Annotated in this window: 18 protein-coding genes; 3 read left to right on the top strand and 15 right to left on the bottom strand. The window is 63.4% G+C overall.

The genetic code is table 11. The features are described 5' to 3' along the window. Positions 1-32: 32 nt before the first annotated feature. Complete coding sequence (locus V5279_RS17595; protein WP_338699429.1) at positions 33-695, bottom strand: response regulator transcription factor; 663 nt, start codon at positions 693-695, stop codon at positions 33-35. A 427-nt stretch (positions 696-1,122) separates the two neighbouring features. Here V5279_RS17595 and V5279_RS17590 point away from each other — a divergent pair, with 427 nt between their 5' ends. Further along, a complete protein-coding gene (locus V5279_RS17590) occupies positions 1,123-1,302 on the top strand; it encodes a hypothetical protein (protein WP_338699427.1) in 180 nt (59 codons plus the stop codon). Positions 1,303-1,332: 30 nt separating this feature from the next. Here V5279_RS17590 and V5279_RS17585 read toward each other — a convergent pair whose 3' ends face one another. From V5279_RS17585 to V5279_RS17540, 10 genes are all read right to left on the bottom strand, one after another. Further along, positions 1,333-2,334: a formate dehydrogenase subunit gamma gene (locus V5279_RS17585; RefSeq protein WP_338699425.1), complete on the bottom strand. Its 1,002-nt coding sequence runs from the start codon at positions 2,332-2,334 to the stop codon at positions 1,333-1,335. Positions 2,335-2,367: 33 nt separating this feature from the next. After that, positions 2,368-2,964 carry a formate dehydrogenase FDH3 subunit beta gene (gene fdh3B, locus V5279_RS17580; RefSeq protein ID WP_166204147.1) on the bottom strand — a complete coding sequence of 199 codons (597 nt, stop codon included), beginning with the start codon at positions 2,962-2,964 and terminating at the stop codon, positions 2,368-2,370. Between the two features lie 13 nt (positions 2,965-2,977). Continuing rightward, positions 2,978-5,923 (bottom strand): formate dehydrogenase subunit alpha, encoded by a 2,946-nt coding sequence (locus V5279_RS17575; protein ID WP_338699421.1) that lies wholly within the window; start codon positions 5,921-5,923, stop codon positions 2,978-2,980. A gap of 11 nt (positions 5,924-5,934) precedes the next feature. Beyond that, a complete protein-coding gene (locus V5279_RS17570; RefSeq protein WP_338699419.1) occupies positions 5,935-6,144 on the bottom strand; it encodes a twin-arginine translocation signal domain-containing protein in 210 nt (69 codons plus the stop codon). A 29-nt stretch (positions 6,145-6,173) separates the two neighbouring features. Continuing rightward, on the bottom strand, positions 6,174-6,950 hold the full coding sequence (locus V5279_RS17565) for a Cro/CI family transcriptional regulator (protein WP_338699417.1): 777 nt from the start codon (positions 6,948-6,950) through the stop codon (positions 6,174-6,176). A gap of 118 nt (positions 6,951-7,068) precedes the next feature. Then, the gene (locus V5279_RS17560; protein WP_338699415.1) at positions 7,069-7,731 is read right to left on the bottom strand and encodes a DUF3306 domain-containing protein; all 663 of its coding nucleotides are present in this window, start codon (positions 7,729-7,731) and stop codon (positions 7,069-7,071) included. Then, positions 7,728-8,243: a DUF3305 domain-containing protein gene (locus V5279_RS17555; protein ID WP_338699413.1), complete on the bottom strand. Its 516-nt coding sequence runs from the start codon at positions 8,241-8,243 to the stop codon at positions 7,728-7,730. Before V5279_RS17555 ends, V5279_RS17560 begins: the two co-directional genes overlap by 4 nt. Further along, the gene (locus V5279_RS17550) at positions 8,240-9,247 is read right to left on the bottom strand and encodes a DUF6352 family protein (RefSeq protein ID WP_338701249.1); all 1,008 of its coding nucleotides are present in this window, start codon (positions 9,245-9,247) and stop codon (positions 8,240-8,242) included. Before V5279_RS17550 ends, V5279_RS17555 begins: the two co-directional genes overlap by 4 nt. 11 nt (positions 9,248-9,258) lie before the next feature. Then, entirely contained in the window at positions 9,259-9,795 is a 537-nt protein-coding gene (locus V5279_RS17545) for a DUF6505 family protein (RefSeq protein ID WP_338699411.1), read from the bottom strand. Then, complete coding sequence (locus V5279_RS17540) at positions 9,792-10,478, bottom strand: biotin/lipoate--protein ligase family protein (protein WP_338699409.1); 687 nt, start codon at positions 10,476-10,478, stop codon at positions 9,792-9,794. Before V5279_RS17540 ends, V5279_RS17545 begins: the two co-directional genes overlap by 4 nt. 230 nt (positions 10,479-10,708) lie before the next feature. Here V5279_RS17540 and V5279_RS17535 point away from each other — a divergent pair, with 230 nt between their 5' ends. Then, positions 10,709-12,709: a 4Fe-4S binding protein gene (locus V5279_RS17535; RefSeq protein WP_338701248.1), complete on the top strand. Its 2,001-nt coding sequence runs from the start codon at positions 10,709-10,711 to the stop codon at positions 12,707-12,709. A gap of 43 nt (positions 12,710-12,752) precedes the next feature. After that, positions 12,753-13,061: a hypothetical protein gene (locus tag V5279_RS17530; protein ID WP_224741665.1), complete on the top strand. Its 309-nt coding sequence runs from the start codon at positions 12,753-12,755 to the stop codon at positions 13,059-13,061. A gap of 126 nt (positions 13,062-13,187) precedes the next feature. Here V5279_RS17530 and V5279_RS17525 read toward each other — a convergent pair whose 3' ends face one another. From V5279_RS17525 to V5279_RS17510, 4 genes are all read right to left on the bottom strand, one after another. Further along, complete coding sequence (locus V5279_RS17525; RefSeq protein WP_338699406.1) at positions 13,188-14,480, bottom strand: c-type cytochrome; 1,293 nt, start codon at positions 14,478-14,480, stop codon at positions 13,188-13,190. Positions 14,481-15,023: 543 nt separating this feature from the next. Beyond that, positions 15,024-15,233: a hypothetical protein gene (locus tag V5279_RS17520; RefSeq protein ID WP_338699404.1), complete on the bottom strand. Its 210-nt coding sequence runs from the start codon at positions 15,231-15,233 to the stop codon at positions 15,024-15,026. Positions 15,234-15,322: 89 nt separating this feature from the next. After that, positions 15,323-15,943, bottom strand: coding sequence for an AMP-binding enzyme (locus V5279_RS17515; RefSeq protein WP_338699402.1), 621 nt, complete (start codon positions 15,941-15,943; stop codon positions 15,323-15,325). Then, positions 15,901-17,196, bottom strand: a complete 1,296-nt coding sequence (locus V5279_RS17510) for an AMP-binding protein (RefSeq protein ID WP_338699400.1) — start codon at positions 17,194-17,196, stop codon at positions 15,901-15,903. Before V5279_RS17510 ends, V5279_RS17515 begins: the two co-directional genes overlap by 43 nt. Between the last annotated feature and the right edge of the window lie 140 nt (positions 17,197-17,336).

Here is a 17,336-nt window from a genome sequence, read left to right as displayed (position 1 = left end):
GCGGCTTCGTTCACGAATTGCCGCTGCGCTAGCTAGCCCGCTGGAAGGCCGAGACGGATCGCGTAGGCTGTCAATTCGGCACCACTATGCAGATCGAGCTTCCGCATCAGGTTTTCGCGATGCTTCCGGGCGGTAAGCAGACTAATGCCGAGACGGTTGGCGATGTCGCGGCTGGTGGCGCCGTGAGGGATCATCCCCAGGATTTGCCGCTCACGCCTTGTCAGCGTGACCGGAGATATGATCGCAGCCGTGGGCTCCGGGGTTTCGTTCAGGCCGTCATGCTGGTCCACCGCAAAGCGAACCTCCTCCGCCACATAGGCGTTGCCTTTTCTGATGGCATCGATTGCAGCGATGAGCTCCGACGGATCCCCGCTCTTGGTCAAATAGCCGTTCGCGCCCGCGGAAAAGGCTGCCCGAACGGAACGTGGCTCAACATTGGCGGTGAGGACAAGAACGCGCAGCTCAGGCCATTCGGCTTTCAGGTTCGCTATGAACTGAAACCCGCCCACACCCGGCATGCCGAGATCGAGTATCAGAAGATCGGCGGAGCTCTCGTTCAGCAGCCGGTGAACGGCTTCGCCGTCCGCGGCTTCTCCACCGATTGTAAGCTGGTCCACGGTCGACAGAAGCTGCTTCAGCCCTTCCCGAACCACGGCGTGATCGTCAGCAATGATCGCTTTAACCAGCCCGCACATGCATCACCCCTGCCGATGACGGTATTAGGGTATCAACCAACTCCAATCAAGGAGTTCGATTCACAAATCCATTTGCCGGTTTGGTCAGTCTGGTCATTTTGCAGTGATCGTCTGAATGCCCCGTTGCCGTGTTGCGCGGCTGGCGCCGGGCGGACGCGGACCCTGGTCGATCCACCGGCGGATTTGATTCTTCATGGTGGCCGCCGCCCGCGTCCTGATTTTCCATCAACGGGCTCGTCATCACATCGACATCTGTTATGGGTGCCGTGCGAGGCGTGGTTGCCGGATTACGCGACGAAGTGGCGGAGCCGCATTTTGCAGCACAGGTGCCCGATAACGCGCCACGACGGCAATGGCTGTCATGCCGGCAGCTGCGATGCGTCAGAAGCAAGCGTCGACGCAACGGCGCGGGAAAGCAGCGCTGTCCGTGACGATCGATTTTGTGTATTCTCTCGCTGCACTCGACCTCTTTGGGAGGATAGCCATGAGAGCCTTCCTGCTCGCCTGCGCGGCCGCCGTCGTTGTGGCGGGAGTCAGCGCCGCGGTCCTTGACCGCGTGCAAGAGCCGGTCGCAGAGGCCTTTGCAACGACGGCCGTGCGGCTTTAGCGATCTCGCCCCCGGGGGGCGGCGTTGCTCCTACTCCGCCGCCGTGGCGGCCGGCTTCGAGCGCGCATCATTGGCCGCGGCGCGCGTCTCCTCCTCCAGCCACAGGCTGTGGTGCTCCTTCGCCCAATTGACATCCACGACGCCACTGCCCATCGCCTCGAAGGCGCCCTGCATGCCGATGGTGCCGATATAGATGTGGGCCAGCATCACCGCGACGAACAGCACCGCCACAATCGCGTGGATCACCGCGGCCATTTGCATTCCTTCGATGCCGGACAGGTAGAACGGGAACATCAGCTCATATCCGGTGATCGCAACGGCAGCGCCGCCGATCACGACGATCCAGTAGACCGCCTTCTGTCCGGCGTTGAAACGATAGGCCGGCGGATGATCGTGCCCCACGATACCGCCGCCGCGCTTGATCCACTCGACATCGACCTTGTTCGGGATATTGCCGCCGAGCCACATCAGGAAGATCAACACCACTCCGATGGTGAACGGGAAGCTCAAATAGTTGTGCGCGTATTTCGCCCATTGCGACCATTCGGAGAATGCTTCGTGGCCGATCAGCGGCAACAGCAGCGGACGGCCGAAGGTGATGTTCAGTCCGGAGATTGCCAGAATGATGAAGCAGGTCGCCGTCATCCAGTGCACGAAGCGCTCAAAGGCGCCGAAGCGCACGATCGTGCGCCCCGACCTCCCGCTCTGGAGGCGGACCATGCCACGGATGAGATAGAAGCCGACGAGCGCCACGAGCATGCCGAGGATGGCAACTCCGCCGACCCAGCGCAGGGTGACGTTGCGGAATTCGCGCCACTCGCGTCCCGCCGGCTGCTCCAGCACGCCTGACCGCTGATCGGGAATGCTGACGCGCCCCTGGATCCGGTTGAGCTCCTGAAGAAGCTGTTGCTCCTTCACCGCGCTTGCGGTCGGATTGACCTGCTGGGCGATGGACGGCACCGACGCCGCGATCATCAACGCAAGCGCCCATGCGCCCAGGGCGAGACGGATGTATTTTGCCAGAGACGCCATGAGCTCCTCCCGGTATTTGCGCGAACCCGCCCTTCAGGATTCGATCGTCTCGCGATAGGCGGTTTTCCAGCCCCAGGCGCCCGAGCCGTAGCCGCGCTTCATCACACGTTCCTTGTAGATCTGGGCGATGATCTCGCCATCGCCGGCGAGCAATGATTTGGTGGAGCACATCTCGGCGCAGAGCGGCAATTTCCCCTCGGCGAGGCGATTGGCCCCATACTTCTCGTACTCCTCCTTGCTGCCGTCGGCCTCGGGGCCGCCGGCGCAGAACGTGCACTTATCCATTTTGCCGCGGGAGCCGAAATTGCCGATCTTCGGGTATTGCGGCGCGCCGAACGGACACGCGTAGAAGCAATAGCCGCAGCCGATGCACAGATCCTTGGAATGAAGAACGACGCCATCGGCGGTGGTGTAGAAGCAGTTCACCGGGCAGACCGCCGCGCAGGGCGCATCGGTGCAATGCATGCAAGCCATGGAGATCGATCGCTCTCCGGGCTTGCCGTCGTTGATCGTGACGACGCGGCGCCGGTTGATGCCCCAGGGCACCTCATGCTCATTCTTGCAGGCGGTGACGCAGGCATTGCACTCGATACAGCGGTCGGCGTCGCAGAGGAATTTCATTCGAGCCATGTGCGTTGCTCCTCTAGGCTGCGACGATCTGGCAGAGAGTGACCTTGGTCTCCTGCATATTGGTTGCAGGATCATAGCCATAGGTCGTGATCGTATTGGCGCTTTCGCCAAGCACGATCGGATCGGTCCCCTTCGGGTAATTGCCGCGAAGGTCCTTGCCCGCGAGCCAACCACCGAAGTGGAAGGGCATCCACGCAACGCCCCTCCCGACCCGTTCGGTCACCAGCGCCTTCATTCTGGCACGCGCGTTGTTTTCAGCGCCGCTCACCCAGACCCAGCCGCCATCCTTGATGCCGCGATCGGCGGCATCAACGGGACTGATCTCGATGAACATGTCCTGCTGCAGTTCGGCGAGCCACGGATTGGTGCGCGTCTCTTCGCCACCGCCCTCGTATTCGACCAGGCGGCCCGAGGAGAGGATGAGCGGGAATTGCTTGGCGATCCCCTTCTCCACCGCGGCCTTCTGCACGGAGAACCCGATGTTGGGCATGCGGAACTGCTTGGCGTCTGGCAGCGTCGGATATTTGGCGACCAGATCGACGCGCGGCGTGTAGATCGGCTCGCGGTGAACCGGAATGGGATCCGGTAGCCCGAACGCATTCATCCGCGCCTTGCCGTTGCCGTAAGGTACGCAGCCATGCATCAGCGCGACGCGCTGAATGCCGCCCGAAAGGTCGAGCGACCACGACACCGCGTCGGGAGTGGCCGGATTGATCCTGTTGATCGTGGCCATCTCCGCTTCCGTCAGATCCTTGTCCCAGCCGAGCTTCTTCAGGCTCGCCAGCGTGAATTCCGGATAGCCGTCCTTGATTTCCGAATCCTTCGAATAGGACCCGTCGGCGAGCAGGCTGACCTTCCGCGTCGAGCCGTCGGCCAGCTTCTCCTCACGTTCGATGCCGAAGCGCGGCCGGAACGTACCGCCGCCGTCCATCACGCCGAGGTTCGTATTGTAGAGCAGCGGCGTGCCCGGATGCCTGACCTCCGGCGAGCCCCAGCACGGCCAGGGCAGGCCGTAATAGTCGCCGCCGACTTCCGGATCGTCCTTCGGAGCCCGCATCGTCAGCATGTCGAACTTCGCCTGGTTCTTCATATGGGCCTTGAGACGCTCGGGCGATTGCCCGCAATAGCCGGTCGACCAGCTGCCGCGATTCATTTCGCGCAGGATGTCCTCGGCCTCGGGCAGATCGTTCTCGACCTTGATGTTCTTGAACATCTTGTCGGCGAAGCCGAACTTCTTCGCCAGCAGATAGGTGATCTCGAGGTCGTCCTTGGATTCGAAGATCGGCTTCACGATCTGCTCGCCCCATTGCAGCGAGCGGTTCGAGGCAACCCGGGACCCCTTGCACTCGAATTGGGTGGCGACCGGGAGAATGTAGAGACCGTCCTTGCGCCCGGCTTCCACGGCGAGCGAGGTCCAGGTGGTCGGATGCGGGTCGGCGATGACGAGCAGGTCGAGCGCCTTCAGACCCTTCAAGGATTCCGGAATGCGGGTGATGCTGTTGGAGGCGTGTCCCTGCACGAACACCGCCCGCACATTGTCTTTCTGAGCGACCTGGTCCTTCGGCAACGTCACCGCTTCGAACCAGCGCGTGAGCGGGATGCCGGGCGCTTCCATGATCTGCTTGGAGTCGAAGCGCGACTTCAGGAAGTCATAGTCGACCTCCCAAACCCGCGACCAGTGCTTCCACGCGCCCTCGGCGAGCCCGTAGTAGAACGGCAGCGTGACGATATCGAGCCCGACATCGGTCGCGCCCTGCACGTTGTCATGGCCGCGGAAGATGTTGGCGCCCATGCCCGGTCCGCCGACATTTCCAGTCATCAGGAGCAGGATGCAACTCGCCCGCACATTGGCGGTGCCGACCGTCTTCTGAGTCTGACCCATGGCCCAGATCAGCGTCGACGGCTTTTCCGTTGCGAACATCTTCGCGACACGCTTGAGCTGTTCACCGGGAATGCCGGCAACGCGCTCGACCTCCTCAGGGTTCCATTTTTCGACCTCCTTGCGAAGATCGTCGAAACCGTAGACGCGCTGCCGGATGAATTCCTTGTCCTCCCAGCCGTTCTGCAGGATGTGCCACATCATGCCGTAGAGCACCGGAATGTCGGTGCCTGGCCGCATGCGGACATACTCGGTCGCGTGCGCCGCGGTTCGCGTCAGGCGCGGGTCGATGACGATAAAGTTGGCCTTTTGCAGCTCCTTGCCCTCGAGCAGATGCTGCAGCGACACCGGATGCGCCTCGGCCGGATTGCCGCCCATGATCATCTGGGTCTTGGCGTTGCGGATGTCGTTGAAGCTGTTGGTCATCGCGCCGTAACCCCAGGTGTTGGCCACGCCGGTGACGGTCGTCGAATGGCAGATACGCGCCTGATGGTCGGTGTTGTTGGTGCCCCAGAACGCGCCGAGCTTGCGGAACAGATAGGATCCCTCGTTGGTCATCTTGGCCGATCCGAGCCAATAGACGGAATCGGGTCCCGACTTCTCGCGGACCTCCAGCAGCTTGTCGCCGATCTCGTTGATCGCGGCCTCCCAGGAGACCCGGGTCCACTGCCCGCCCACCAGCTTCATCGGATAGCGCAGCCGCCGCTCGCTGTGCACGAGCTCGCGCACCGAGGCGCCCTTGGCACAATGCGATCCGCGATTGATCGGGGAATCCCAGGTCGGCTCCTGGCCGATCCATACGCCGTTCAGCACTTCCGCAGTCACGGTGCATCCAACCGAGCAATGCGTGCAGATGCTCTTGCGCGCCGTCGCTCCCGCGGTCAGCGGCCCGGCGGCGGCAGCCTCCGCCTCGCGAACGCCACCGAGGGGCAGCGTGCTGAGCGCAGCGAGCGCCCCGCCGGCAAGACCGGACCGACGCAGAAATGTGCGGCGGTCGAGGCCGCCAGTCTGCCCGGACAGGAGGGCCGCGACGGATCCACGTCGGTCGGAATCGGAACGCTGTGTTCTCCTGATCAGCATGGCCGCCTCCCTCACCGTGGATAGCGATTGACGCGATAGTACGCTTTCACGTCTTCGGTTTCCCTGTAGCGCGCCTTGCGCTTCTCAGCTTCGCTCTCGCTGTCGGCCTGCGCCGGCGCGATCAAGGGGGTTGCCAGCGCGGCGCCTGCACCAACCGTGCCGATTCCGACCTTGCGAAGGAAGTCGCGGCGGCCTGCCGTCATTTTCTTCTCATCGCTCATTGCACCTCTCCTTGGACCGGGGCATCCGGTCAATTGGCGAACTTGAAGGCCTCAGTTTCAATCTCCAGGAACACGCATCCCAGCGCTCCGACCGCTCGATAGAACCTGGCGCATTCGGCCTTCGCCATGTCGGCGAACAGACGTCCGATCCAGCGGGACACATGCTTCTCGAAGAAGACGCGCTGTGCTGTGAGCGACGCCGGGAAACGACCGGCCACAAGGCCCGCCATGATCTCGCATAGCGTCGCCGCATGGTCCTCGGGTTCTGGATTGCTCTCCACCCGCTCGATGCCAAGCGCGGCCAGATCGTCACGAAGTCGCGACAGCGGGCGCTCGTTGAGGAAGCCGGTCAGATAGTAGGACGCGTAGGGCAGCAGCTCGCCGCGCCCAACGCCGACGAACAGGTCAAAATATTCGCGCTCGACCTCGGTTGCGACCGCGATCGAAGCGGCCTCCGCTAGAGCGGAGTGGGCACGCCCAAGCGGCGTCACATCGCCGTTCAGTTGCGCGATCTTTTCGAGGAGGTCTCGCGACGGCGCCGACGAGAGCAGGGTCGCAAGCAGTGCGTATTCCTGCGCGCGTCCGGCTTCGATCGGATCAAGCATGTCCGATATCGCAAGCTCGCTATAGAGATCGGGACGAAGAATTTTTCGCGAGACGCCCGTCGCGACTTCGACTGCAATCACGCGTTGCGCCGGCACCCGGTTCCAGTTCGACACCGAGGGCTGGGCAATACCGATTTTCCGGGCTAGCTGGGCTACGCCGCCCGCGGCATCGATGGCACGTTCAAGGCCCGCATCGCGCACGCCGCCCTCCCATCCTAGGGGCCAAGCGCTTGATTGCGTTTGCTTAACAAAGACTATTCGGGTGCCGGAGGGCGGTCAATCGATGGCATAGCCTGCGGCTATAGCATTTGGTCGCACCCTACCGGGGCAGCGCGCCACCATGTGTGCGGCGCCGAACGGCGGTCTCTTCGCTCGCGCCTTGCAGTTGCGGTGCAGCAGAGTTTGAAGGCAATTCCGGGGTTGCGGACTCATCGGACAGCGAGAGATCCGGGCGCGCCTTCACCGGATTTGATGCTTGCACCAAATCGTCGACCGCAGCAACGGTCGGTCGCATGGCGTCTTCGACAGTCCCTTCGATCGCGTCGGTCGCATTCTCGGCGGCCTGCACGAGGTCCCCGACAACGCGGCGGACGAGTGCGTCAACCTGCTCGGCCGAATAGTCCAGCGGACCGAAGCCAGGCATGGCGGTCGGGTCGTTGAAGTCCCAGGCATTTTCCGCGAGCCCAATGAAGTCGCGAATGGCAGGATCGGCGCTCCAGGCCCGGCGAAGCGCAGCACGGCTCAATTCCTGAGGAATGCCCTTGCGAAGGAAGGCCGAGACGTCGGTCGCGGCATCAATCGACTCGATGGGCGGCAGGCTCGACAAGTCCAACTGGGCGGGACAGGGCTCCGCCACGTCAGGGCCGGCCACCGCCGGCGCATTCGCTTCGGCGGGTGGTTCAGGAGGTCTCGGTTCAGCGTGGCCGTCCCTCGCCGCCTGCTTGCGTCGCGACCAGCGCGCCAGAAAGTCGTCTTCGCTCATTCGTGCCCACCGTCATGGCGCCGCTGCGCCAGCGCCTCCGGATCGGCGCGGCTCCGCTCGCGCTTGAAGAACTCCTTCTCGACGTGGTGCTCGGCGATGAAATCTTCAATCGCCCGGCGCAGCACCTCGGGCATCGGCACCGCTTCGACGAGATTGGCACCGGCCCCCGTGAACGCCTCCCCTTCGGCGGGATCGGCCGTGACCGCGGAAAGGAGGTAGGACGAGGCTCCCTCGGCAGGGCTCAACACGATCCAGATGCTGGGCGCACCGGAGGTGAGATTGTCGCGGTAGCGATCGGTTTCCGAGCGGTAGAGATCGACTGTCGCACTGCCGGCGTAAAACAGCGTCACTCCATCCTGCTCGCGGATCACCGTCCACGGCGTCATCTCCGGCTCATCCGGCAGCACCCCGACGCTGCGCCAGACGACGTCGATCCACGGAGAATCCGCTCTGCGGCGCTCGACCACGACGCCGACGGGGATACGGACCAGCGGCTCGGCGACGGGGCTCATGTCACAGCCTCCAGATGCTTGATTGGCAGTCCCGCCAGCAAGTTCTGGGGTTTCATCCGGACGACCTGATCGGACGTCATTGCAAGGATCAGATAGGCCGGCGTACGCCCCGCGGTGTCAACGATCAGGCCGGGATCCGCAAAGCTCAGCCGAAACAACGCCAGCACGCGCCCCGCGGTGCGGTCGTCGAGGGATTCGCCCTGCCAAAGCCGGTCGCCGATGCGGGTCGCTTCGGAATCCAGGCCCACATACCAGGTGAGTTCTGCGTTGCGCAGTTCGGTCAGCGGCTCGATCGTCACATCGATCCCGAGCAGATGCGAGACCCAACGCCGCATCGCGTCGGCCAGCGCGGCCTGCCCCCGCCCTCCGCCGGTCAGATCAAGCGCCATATCGAACTGGTCACTGCGTTGCCAATAGCCGTCGGCGTTCTCCTCGCTGAGAACGTCGAGTTGGATATCGCTCGTCGCGTCCAGCATCGACATCAGCGACTGCACCGGCGTCGGGCTACGCCCGCTAAGGATTTCATCGTCGCCCAGGAGCAGCAAATGCTCGTGCGGCAGGATCCGTTGCGGCCGAAAGAACAACTCGGCTGCACGCAGCTGAAACGGATCCTCGCAGCGATCGAGCACATTGCGCAGGATCACATGCACCAGCTGGTTCATGAACAGCGGTGGCAGATTGACCGAACCTGAACGAACCGTCGCGAGATAGGCCGCCTCCAGTGTCGGATGGCGCAGCAGGAGGTCACGAAATGCCAGCACGAATTGCCAGTTTTCCCGCGCGTCGGCATCACCGATCGCGGCCACCTCCGTGTCTCCGACCGGGAGGCGCGGATCGGACAGCAATTGCCGGTGCAGGCGACGCTCGACTGCGCACGCATCATCCGGCGGCATCAGTTCGGGGCGCGCGAAATAGGCCTTCAGGTATTCATCCGTGACAACGAGCCCGCCGCTCGCGTTGCGATCGAGCAGATGGTGGCCGCAGGCGATCCAGAAATCCTTCATCGCCAAATCTTTCATCGCCCCGGCTCCTTGGTCATGTCGGCAAGATCGAGATCGCCGCCGGGTTCGGCATCATCCTCCACCTCCATGAACGAGAACGCCTTGCCGTGCCCTTGCCCCCCGCGCAGCCGCAAGCTCCGGAAGGACTCGCGGACCTCGCCATCCCGCACCGAGCGATGGACGGCAATCAGCGTGCTGATCGGATGGGCACAGAGCGATTGCGCAAAGGCAACCTCCTCCTCCGCCGCCACGTGCGCGGTTGCAAGATCCGGCGCACCGAACCGTTCGACGAGCCGCTTCGCCAGCAGCTCCACCAGCGCGCGGCGATCGTCCGCGGTCGCGGGAACGATCTGCGCCAGCGTCGACCAGCCCCAGGATTGCACTCCGAGAAAGCCGCCGCGGAACGCGGACCGGTCCTTACCGTCCAGTTGCGCCAAATCCCGATCAAGGAAGCGGAACGCGCCCGGCACCGCCCATTCGCCGGGCTCCGCGGGCACGTCGAATACGAACGTGTCGGACGGATCGAGCGCGATGGTGCGCAAGAGCTTCACAGGCGCAGCCCTCCGAGCTTCGGATCGAGCCACGAAGGCAATAGCAGGTGTTTCCTCAAATCGCGCCGCTCGGTCCCATCTGCTCCAACCCGGCGCACCAGAAGATCGCCGTTGTCAGCGACCGTGCGCGAGGTCTGCCGTTCGTCCGTCAGCCGGCTCAGGAATTCGCGCGCGAGGGCGTCAAAACCGTCGACTTGCCAGGTTTCGGTCGCGAGCATCAGGTGCCGCGCAAAGCTTTCCGTGATTTGAACCGCGCCGGCTTCGCCAAAGCCCTCCTGATCGAGCGCCGAAACGAGTGGATGCACGCCCGCTTCCGCCTCGGTCATCGCAACCGTCCGGATCATGGCACCGAACACCAACCAGCGCGGCGGCTCATCCTCTTTCGCGGACGACGGCCAGCCAAGCCGGCCGCCACCGACGAGCCCGCCGTCGACACGGACCGCATCCGGCCAATCGATGGCGACCTCCTTGTTCGGGGGTGCATAGGCGCGCAAGGCGTCAGTCAATGCCACCATGGCGGCATAGAAGGCGCGGCGCGCGGTGCATAAGGGCTCGGCGGGTTCGAGCACGACGGCGAACTCAGCAAGATCGAAGCGCCCCACATAGGTCAGCGTACCTGCCCCGCTTTCCTCCGCGATATCGATGGCATGGGCAAAGGCATCGCGCGTCTCGCGCAGCCTCACCAGCGTGAACGGCGGAGGCAGGTCAACGGGCTCCAGGATCGATGAGCGCGTGCGGACGGTCGGCGACAGACGGACCTCCAGCTTCCATTTCTTCCCATGTGATAATAGCTTATCCGAGCAACGGGGACGGCGCGAGTCCGCCCCCTCGTCCCCCGACCGCTTTGGGAGGTGAATAGCCGCGTATGCCGGATTCGCCGAAGACGATCCTGATCTGCTCGTGCGAAGACACGATGCGTCTCGACACTGCTGCGATCAAGCGAGGATGTCGCAACAGCGAGATCGCCGAATTCCGATACCTGTGCCGAGCCGAGCTGGATCGGTTTCGCGATGCAGCGAAGGTCGCGGGCCCGATGATCGTCGGCTGCACCCAGGAGGCGCCGCTGTTCGCCGACGCGATGGAAGGCCGCTCGGAAAGAACAGAGTTCGTCAACATCCGGGAGACCGCAGGGTGGTCCCTGGAAGGGCGACAGGCTGGGCCGAAAATGGCGGGGCTGCTCGCTGCAGCGTCCGAGCCCGTACCAGCCTACCCGTTTGTCACCTTGTCGAGCGAGGGCGTGATCCTGATCTACGGCCGCGATGACGTCGCGGTTGAAGCGGGCCAGCTGCTGGCAGATCACCTCGACGTGACGGTCATGATCACGCGGCCAGCGCAGATTGCACCACCGGCGACGACATCGTTCCCGATCGTCAAGGGAACGATTCGCAACGCCAAGGGACATCTGGGCGCCTTCGAGCTTGTGATCGACGACTATGCCGCGGCTCGCCCCTCCTCGCGCGAGGCGCTGCTGTTCGAGGCTCCGCGCAACGGCCTGACGTCGCGCTGCGACCTCATCCTGGATCTTTCCGGCGGGATGCCGCTTTTTCCCGCGCATGATTTGCGCGAAGGTTATCTCCGCGTCGACCCCGCAGACCCGCCCGCAATGCTGCGCGCGGTCCTCAAGGCGCGCGATCTCGTCGGCAGTTTCGACAAGCCGAAATACGTCAACTTCACCGCAGAGCTCTGCGTGCATTCGCGGTCGAAGCTAACGGGGTGCCATCGCTGCCTCGATCTCTGCCCGACCGGGGCGATCACACCGGATGGCGATCACGTCAAAATCAATGCGGAGGTCTGCGCCGGATGCGGCCAATGCGCCGCGGCCTGTCCGACCGGCGCGGCAACCTATGCCCTGCCGCCAGCCGACGCGCTGTTGCACAAATTGCGCGCGATGCTTTTGTCCTATCACGCAGCCGGCGGCACCAATGCCGTCGTCCTGTTCCACGATAGCCAGCACGGCACTGCGCTGATCGATGCGCTCGCCCGCCATGGCGACGGGCTGCCGGCCAGCGTGCTGCCGCTCGCGGTGAACGAGGTGACGCAGGTTGGCCTCGAGGCCGTCGTCGCTTCCTTCGCCTATGGTGCCGCGGGGATACGCTTTCTCCTTCGCGCAAAGCCGCGGCATGACGTCGCTGGCCTCTTCAAGACGATCGCGATGGCCGATGCGATTATCTCCGGACTTGGGTTTGCAGGACTTGGGTTGAAAGGACTTGGGTTCGCAGGACGCAGGGTCGACGCAATCGAAACCGACGATCCCGACGCACTCGGCAAGACGCTCTGGTCGATCGAGCCAGCGCCGACCGTCGAGCATCCCGCGACCTTCCGGTCCGTCGGCAAACGGCGCGAACTGCTTCGCCTCGCGCTCCACGAGTTGCACCGCCTGGCGCCGTCGCCTGTCGACGTCATCGCGCTGCCTGACGGCGCACCACTTGGCGCGATCAGCGTCAATGTGGAGGGATGCACCCTATGTCTGTCATGCGTGTCGGCCTGCCCGACCGGTGCGCTGCGCGACGATCCCGAGCGTCCTGTGCTCAAATTCGTCGAAGATGCCTGCGTGCAGTGCGGTCTGTGCCAAAGCACGTGCCCGGAAAAGGTGATCACGCTCAAGCCGCAGATCGACTTCCGTGCCGCCAGGGCCCCGGCGACGATCATCAAGGAGGAAGAGCCGGCGCTTTGCATCCGCTGCAACAAGCCGTTTGGCGTGAAGAGCACGATTGAGAAGATCGCGGCGAAGCTCGAGGGCCGGCACTGGATGTATCCCGCCGGAGACAAGCGGCTCGATACGGTCAGAATGTGCGCGGATTGCCGCGTGATCACCATGAGCGAGCAACAGTTCGACCCGTTTGCCGGCGTACCACAACGCGCGGCGCGTCGAACGACCGACGATTATCTGCGCGAACGGGAAACCAAGAATTAGGACCAATTCAACTGTGGGAAGCGGCACACTTAGGAGGGGCACCATGTCTCATCTCACCAAAGCTCATTTTGCATTCGTTGCCGTCGTAGTTGCCCTTGGCGCAGGGATGATGCCGGCGCCCGTCGAAGCCGCGCGCCTGTCGAAAGCCGACAAGATCGCCCTGAAACAGGCGATCGTTGCCTGCAAGGCGGAGGCGAAGGGCAGGAAGGTCAAGTGGCTCGCGCGCCGGAAATACGTGAACAATTGCGTCTCCGAGGCCCTGAAGGAACATCCAAACGTCGACGTCATCAGATTGATCAAGGAGTATCCGAACATAACGAGCCTCCCGGTAGAGAAATGGCCCGGCTTCTAGAGCTTCGGTTCTGATTGAATCAGAACCGAAGCTCTAGATTCTTGTTTTGACGCGTTTTCTTCACGCGAACCGGTGTCCACTTCGCTCGAAAACGCTCTAGCTGCATGAAGCTTTTGTAACGGGCCGCTACCGTCGCCCCAACGTCGCACGCCCCAGGAAATCCGTGAGCGCCTTGCGGTCCTCGACCGACCCGATCCGCTGCTCCGGCATTTTTGTACCCGGCGTATAGGTATTCGGGCCGAGCTCGAAGAGCCTTGCCACCGTTTCGGGAGTCCAGACGATATCCATTTTCGTCAGCGCGTTGGAGAAGCGATATCCCGGCAACGACGCAATCCTGCGACCATACAGGCCATCGAGCGTGGGGCCGGCGCGCTGCGGCTCCTCCGCGGACAGCGTGTGGCACGCAATACACGCCCTAAACACCAGGGCGCCGCGATCTCCCGCATAGGGTGCCAGGGGATCGCTTTGCGCAGCCCGCAGCGACGAGCCGATTGGATCGCCCGTCCGCGCGTTCCAGCGCCGGATCCTGCCGTCCGCGCCCCCCGTCAGCAATGTTGCATTGTCGGGCAGGAATGCCACCGACCAACTCGGCGCTCCCTGAGCGACCAGCGTTTGCACGATGCTCCGCGCCTTTCGGTCGATGACGGAGACGCCTCCGCCAATTCCGGTTGCCGCGATCAACGTGCCGTCCGTGGAGAGCGCCAACGCGACGATCGGGGTCGACCCGGCCGCAAGCTCGCCGGTCTCATGCCCGTTCGATGTTAGAAATCGGATCTTCCCGTCGCCTCCGCCCGCGATGATTTCGCCGTCGGGCGCGACTGCCACGGCGTTGAGAGGTGACGGGAGCAGGACGACATCCGGCGTTCCTGCCGCCATCGGCCAGATCCTCAACTCGCAGTCGTAACCGACGCTGACCAGCGATTGTCCATCGGCAGAGAAGGCAACTCCGTTCACGTTCTGTGTATGCCCTTTCAGCACCTGCGACGCGCCGTCGGCGAGTGACCAGACGCCAACCGTATGGTCCCATGACGCCGTGGCGAGCTTCGTTCCATCCGGCGAGACGACGAGTGAAACGATTGGCGCCTGATGGCCCTCGAAAACCTGATTCGGCTGCTCCCGGCCGGAGGTCCAGATCGCGATCCGCGCGTCGGCTCCGGCGGTCGCCATTCGTCCATCCCTGAGGAAGACGACCGCATTCACCGCATCGGAGTGAAAACGCAGGACTTGTTCGGCGGATTCGGTCTTCAGTGACCATCGAATTGCCGATGTGTCGAAGCTGCCTGACAGAGCACTGTTGCCATCACTCGAGATCGCAATCGCCCGAACGGGTCCGCCATGACCCGCGAGTTGACCTTGCGCCGCCGTTGCATCAAATGCCCACAGGGCGGCAACGACGCACAGATTTGAGAGCCAGTTCATCGGCGGCTCGCGGGTCGGCTCCGGCACGTTGCCGTTGCCCTGCAGAGATAGTTTGCGCGCGCTTGACCGGGGTCAACGACGAGAGCCGTCGTTCGGTTTCCATGCTGCGCCGCGGGATTGGATCAGCCCCGCTACTCAATGCCGCAATGGCGTCTTGTCGGCTTGAACCTACGGGCACCGGCTCCTAAGCTGAACCTGAAGCGTCAAGGATGACGGCATGCAAATACGACCCAAGACGTATCTGCATCTCATTTCGCTGTGGCGGTCACTTCGCAATTCGATTTCGCCACACGGTGGCGACGTGCCCCGTGAAACGTCACCATCGCTCATTTTTGTCGCGGTCGTGCTGACGTCTCTCCTGGCTATCCTGGAGGTCGACCTTCATCGAGGTGAATTGGAATCGCTTGGCCTACTCCGAAGCCACGACTCACCTCCAGCCTCCTTCTTAGGCCCGTAGCGTTCGTCGCCCGACCAGGCTTCAATCTGAAGCGTGCCCTCAGCGTTGATCCCGGCTGCGGGTCGCTTCGCCTGACAGGTGGCTGTCTAGCGCGTCGTCTCTCTCGGGAAGACCAAGGACCGGTCGTCAAAGTCCTCGGCCGGCAACTTGGCAGCGCCGCGTTGTAGTTCCTGCAATGTCGAACTGCTTGCCATATCGGCCCGCCCGACCGACGAGACCGAGTGTGATCGCGGGATGCCGAGCACTACGGTAACAAACGCTAAAACGGTGAAGGCCGCTACCATCAGACCTTTCATGCGAAATCTCCGTTCGGTTGGAGCTGCCCCCGAAGAAGTTTTGCAATGATCTGATTAGTGCTGACCGCAGCATCGCGATGTGAACCGCCTCACATGCCCTGGAAATTTTCCACGTTAGCGCCTTTCGGGTTCCGCCCGAAGTCGACGGCGATGGCGCCCTGCGCGATGCCGACGAGATCGAACTGGCCGAGGAACTTGCTGTCGGCAGCCATCTCGCGCTCGCCCTGGAAGACCCGGATCGTCACGGCATTCTGGTTGCCCTCGCGATCTGCACAAGTCACTGGGGAAAGCTGCGCCTGCGGCCCAGCGCAGATCTTAGCGGCGGGTATGTAGCCTGCGGCGTTGCGGTCCCAGGTGTCGGCTGTCATTCCGGCCTCTCGCAGCACAACCTTTCTGATCTTGCCGTTCTCGGTGAGCGGCATCTCGGTGACAATCCGGACAAAACGCGGAATGGCGAAGTAGGCTATCTGTCCCTCGCAATGCGTGACCACATCGATGGCCTCGAGCGCATGGCCGGGCCGGAGCTGGACCGCCGCAGCAACTTCATCCTCGCCAAGTTCGGATGGCAGCGGATAGATGGCGCAAGCCGCAATCGCCGGATGTCTCAGCAGGACCTGCTCGACCTCCCATGACGAAACATTCTCGCCGCGCCGGCGGATCGAATCTTTCATCCGGTCGGCGAAATGATAGTGACCGTCGGTGTCGCGCATGACGAGGTCACCGGTGTGAAACCAGAGATTCCGCCAGGCCTCGACCGTCTTCTCGGGCATTCCGAAATAGCCCGTCGCGAATGCGAACGGCTCGCGCGCACGCAGCAGCAATTCGCCGGCGATGCCGTCCGGCAGCACCGTATCGTCGGGATCGACGATACGGGCTCCACGCCGTCGGCGAGATAACCCATGGTGCCCGGGCGATCGGACGGGATCGGGCTTGCGAACACGAAATTGGTTTCGGTCGAGCCATAGCCATCGAGCAGCGGCACATCGAAACGCGCCAGAAACGGACCGTGAAACCGGCCGGGCACGCCGCCGCCGAGCACGACGCGAAGCTGGTGCGCGGTGTCATTTTCGGAGGGCGGCTGCGCCAGCAGCATCACGGCCATCGCGCCAAGCAGATAGCCAACCGTCGCCCGATGCCGTCGCGCCGCGGCCCAGAAGCCGGAGGCGGAGAATTTCGGCTCGAGCACGTAGGTGCAGCCGTTCAGGAGCGCCTGATAGAATGCGTTCAGCGCATTGGTGTGAAACAGCGGGAGCGTGGTGAAAAGGACATCGCCCTCGACGATGCCGAGCGCGCGCGCCGAATAGACCCCCCACCAGAACATCTGCGCCTGCGGGCAGCAAACGCCCTTGGATGGTCCTGTCGTGCCTGACGTATAGAGGATCGCGACCGTGTCGCCGGGCCGGGCCTGCGCAGGCGGCACTCCCTCCCCGAGCGGAGGTAGTGGCGCGATCGGCCCCGGCATGGAGAAGGGCTCGCCGCCCTCTCCGATCGTCCAGATCACACCGGGCGGCGCGACATCGCTCTCCAGCGTTGCGACGGCCGGCATGAAGGGCGCCTCGACGACGAGCAGCTTCGGTCCGGAATTGCGCAAGATATGGCTGAGCTGGATCCCGCGCAGCGCCGTGTTGATCGGCACGCAGACGGCCCCCATCCATGCGCAGCCGAGATAGACCTCAAGAAATTCCGGCCGGTTCGAGCAGATCAGGGCGACACGGTCACCGGCGCGAATTCCGGCTCGCATCAACCGCGCGGCCGACGCAGCCGCAATGCTGGCGGTCTCGGCATAGCTCCATCGCGTCTTGCCAAAGACAAGGAGCGTGCCATCTCCGTACTGTGCGGCCTGTCGTATCAGAACAGTCGAAAGGATTCGGTCCGCCGGCGGGAAACGCTCGGCCGCCTCCGACCAGATTGGCCGGCCTGATCGCTGCCCGGACACGTTGCTGTCACCTGCCCGCACACGCATCTCCACCGTCTGCCGCGCCGATGGGCCGATATCGCCACTGGCCAGCGAGATAGTTTAGGCTTAAAGTATTCACGAAAGCTGCCGCCACAGCAAGGGCTGCGCGCGGGTTCCGGTCGTGATCTCGTGCAGGACTGGAGGCA

The organism is Bradyrhizobium sp. 26S5 (assembly GCF_036923295.1).
GTDB lineage: Bacteria > Pseudomonadota > Alphaproteobacteria > Rhizobiales > Xanthobacteraceae > Bradyrhizobium > Bradyrhizobium septentrionale.
Note: the sequence above shows the minus strand (reverse complement) of the source record. Positions and strands in the feature narration are given on the sequence as shown.

What these genes read in the sequence shown, in the direction of transcription:
- V5279_RS17595 (WP_338699429.1), bottom strand. Translation starts at nt 695, where the DNA reads ATGTGCGGGCTGGTTAAAGCGATCATTGCTGACGATCACGCCGTGGTT.
- V5279_RS17585 (WP_338699425.1), bottom strand. Translation starts at nt 2,334, where the DNA reads ATGGCGTCTCTGGCAAAATACATCCGTCTCGCCCTGGGCGCATGGGCG.
- fdh3B (WP_166204147.1), bottom strand. Translation starts at nt 2,964, where the DNA reads ATGGCTCGAATGAAATTCCTCTGCGACGCCGACCGCTGTATCGAGTGC.
- V5279_RS17575 (WP_338699421.1), bottom strand. Translation starts at nt 5,923, where the DNA reads ATGCTGATCAGGAGAACACAGCGTTCCGATTCCGACCGACGTGGATCC.
- V5279_RS17570 (WP_338699419.1), bottom strand. Translation starts at nt 6,144, where the DNA reads ATGAGCGATGAGAAGAAAATGACGGCAGGCCGCCGCGACTTCCTTCGC.
- V5279_RS17560 (WP_338699415.1), bottom strand. Translation starts at nt 7,731, where the DNA reads ATGAGCGAAGACGACTTTCTGGCGCGCTGGTCGCGACGCAAGCAGGCG.
- V5279_RS17555 (WP_338699413.1), bottom strand. Translation starts at nt 8,243, where the DNA reads ATGAGCCCCGTCGCCGAGCCGCTGGTCCGTATCCCCGTCGGCGTCGTG.
- V5279_RS17550 (WP_338701249.1), bottom strand. Translation starts at nt 9,247, where the DNA reads ATGAAGGATTTCTGGATCGCCTGCGGCCACCATCTGCTCGATCGCAAC.
- V5279_RS17535 (WP_338701248.1), top strand. Translation starts at nt 10,709, where the DNA reads ATGCGTCTCGACACTGCTGCGATCAAGCGAGGATGTCGCAACAGCGAG.
- V5279_RS17530 (WP_224741665.1), top strand. Translation starts at nt 12,753, where the DNA reads ATGTCTCATCTCACCAAAGCTCATTTTGCATTCGTTGCCGTCGTAGTT.
- V5279_RS17525 (WP_338699406.1), bottom strand. Translation starts at nt 14,480, where the DNA reads ATGAACTGGCTCTCAAATCTGTGCGTCGTTGCCGCCCTGTGGGCATTT.
- V5279_RS17520 (WP_338699404.1), bottom strand. Translation starts at nt 15,233, where the DNA reads ATGAAAGGTCTGATGGTAGCGGCCTTCACCGTTTTAGCGTTTGTTACC.
- V5279_RS17515 (WP_338699402.1), bottom strand. Translation starts at nt 15,943, where the DNA reads ATGCGCGACACCGACGGTCACTATCATTTCGCCGACCGGATGAAAGAT.
- V5279_RS17510 (WP_338699400.1), bottom strand. Translation starts at nt 17,196, where the DNA reads ATGCGTGTGCGGGCAGGTGACAGCAACGTGTCCGGGCAGCGATCAGGC.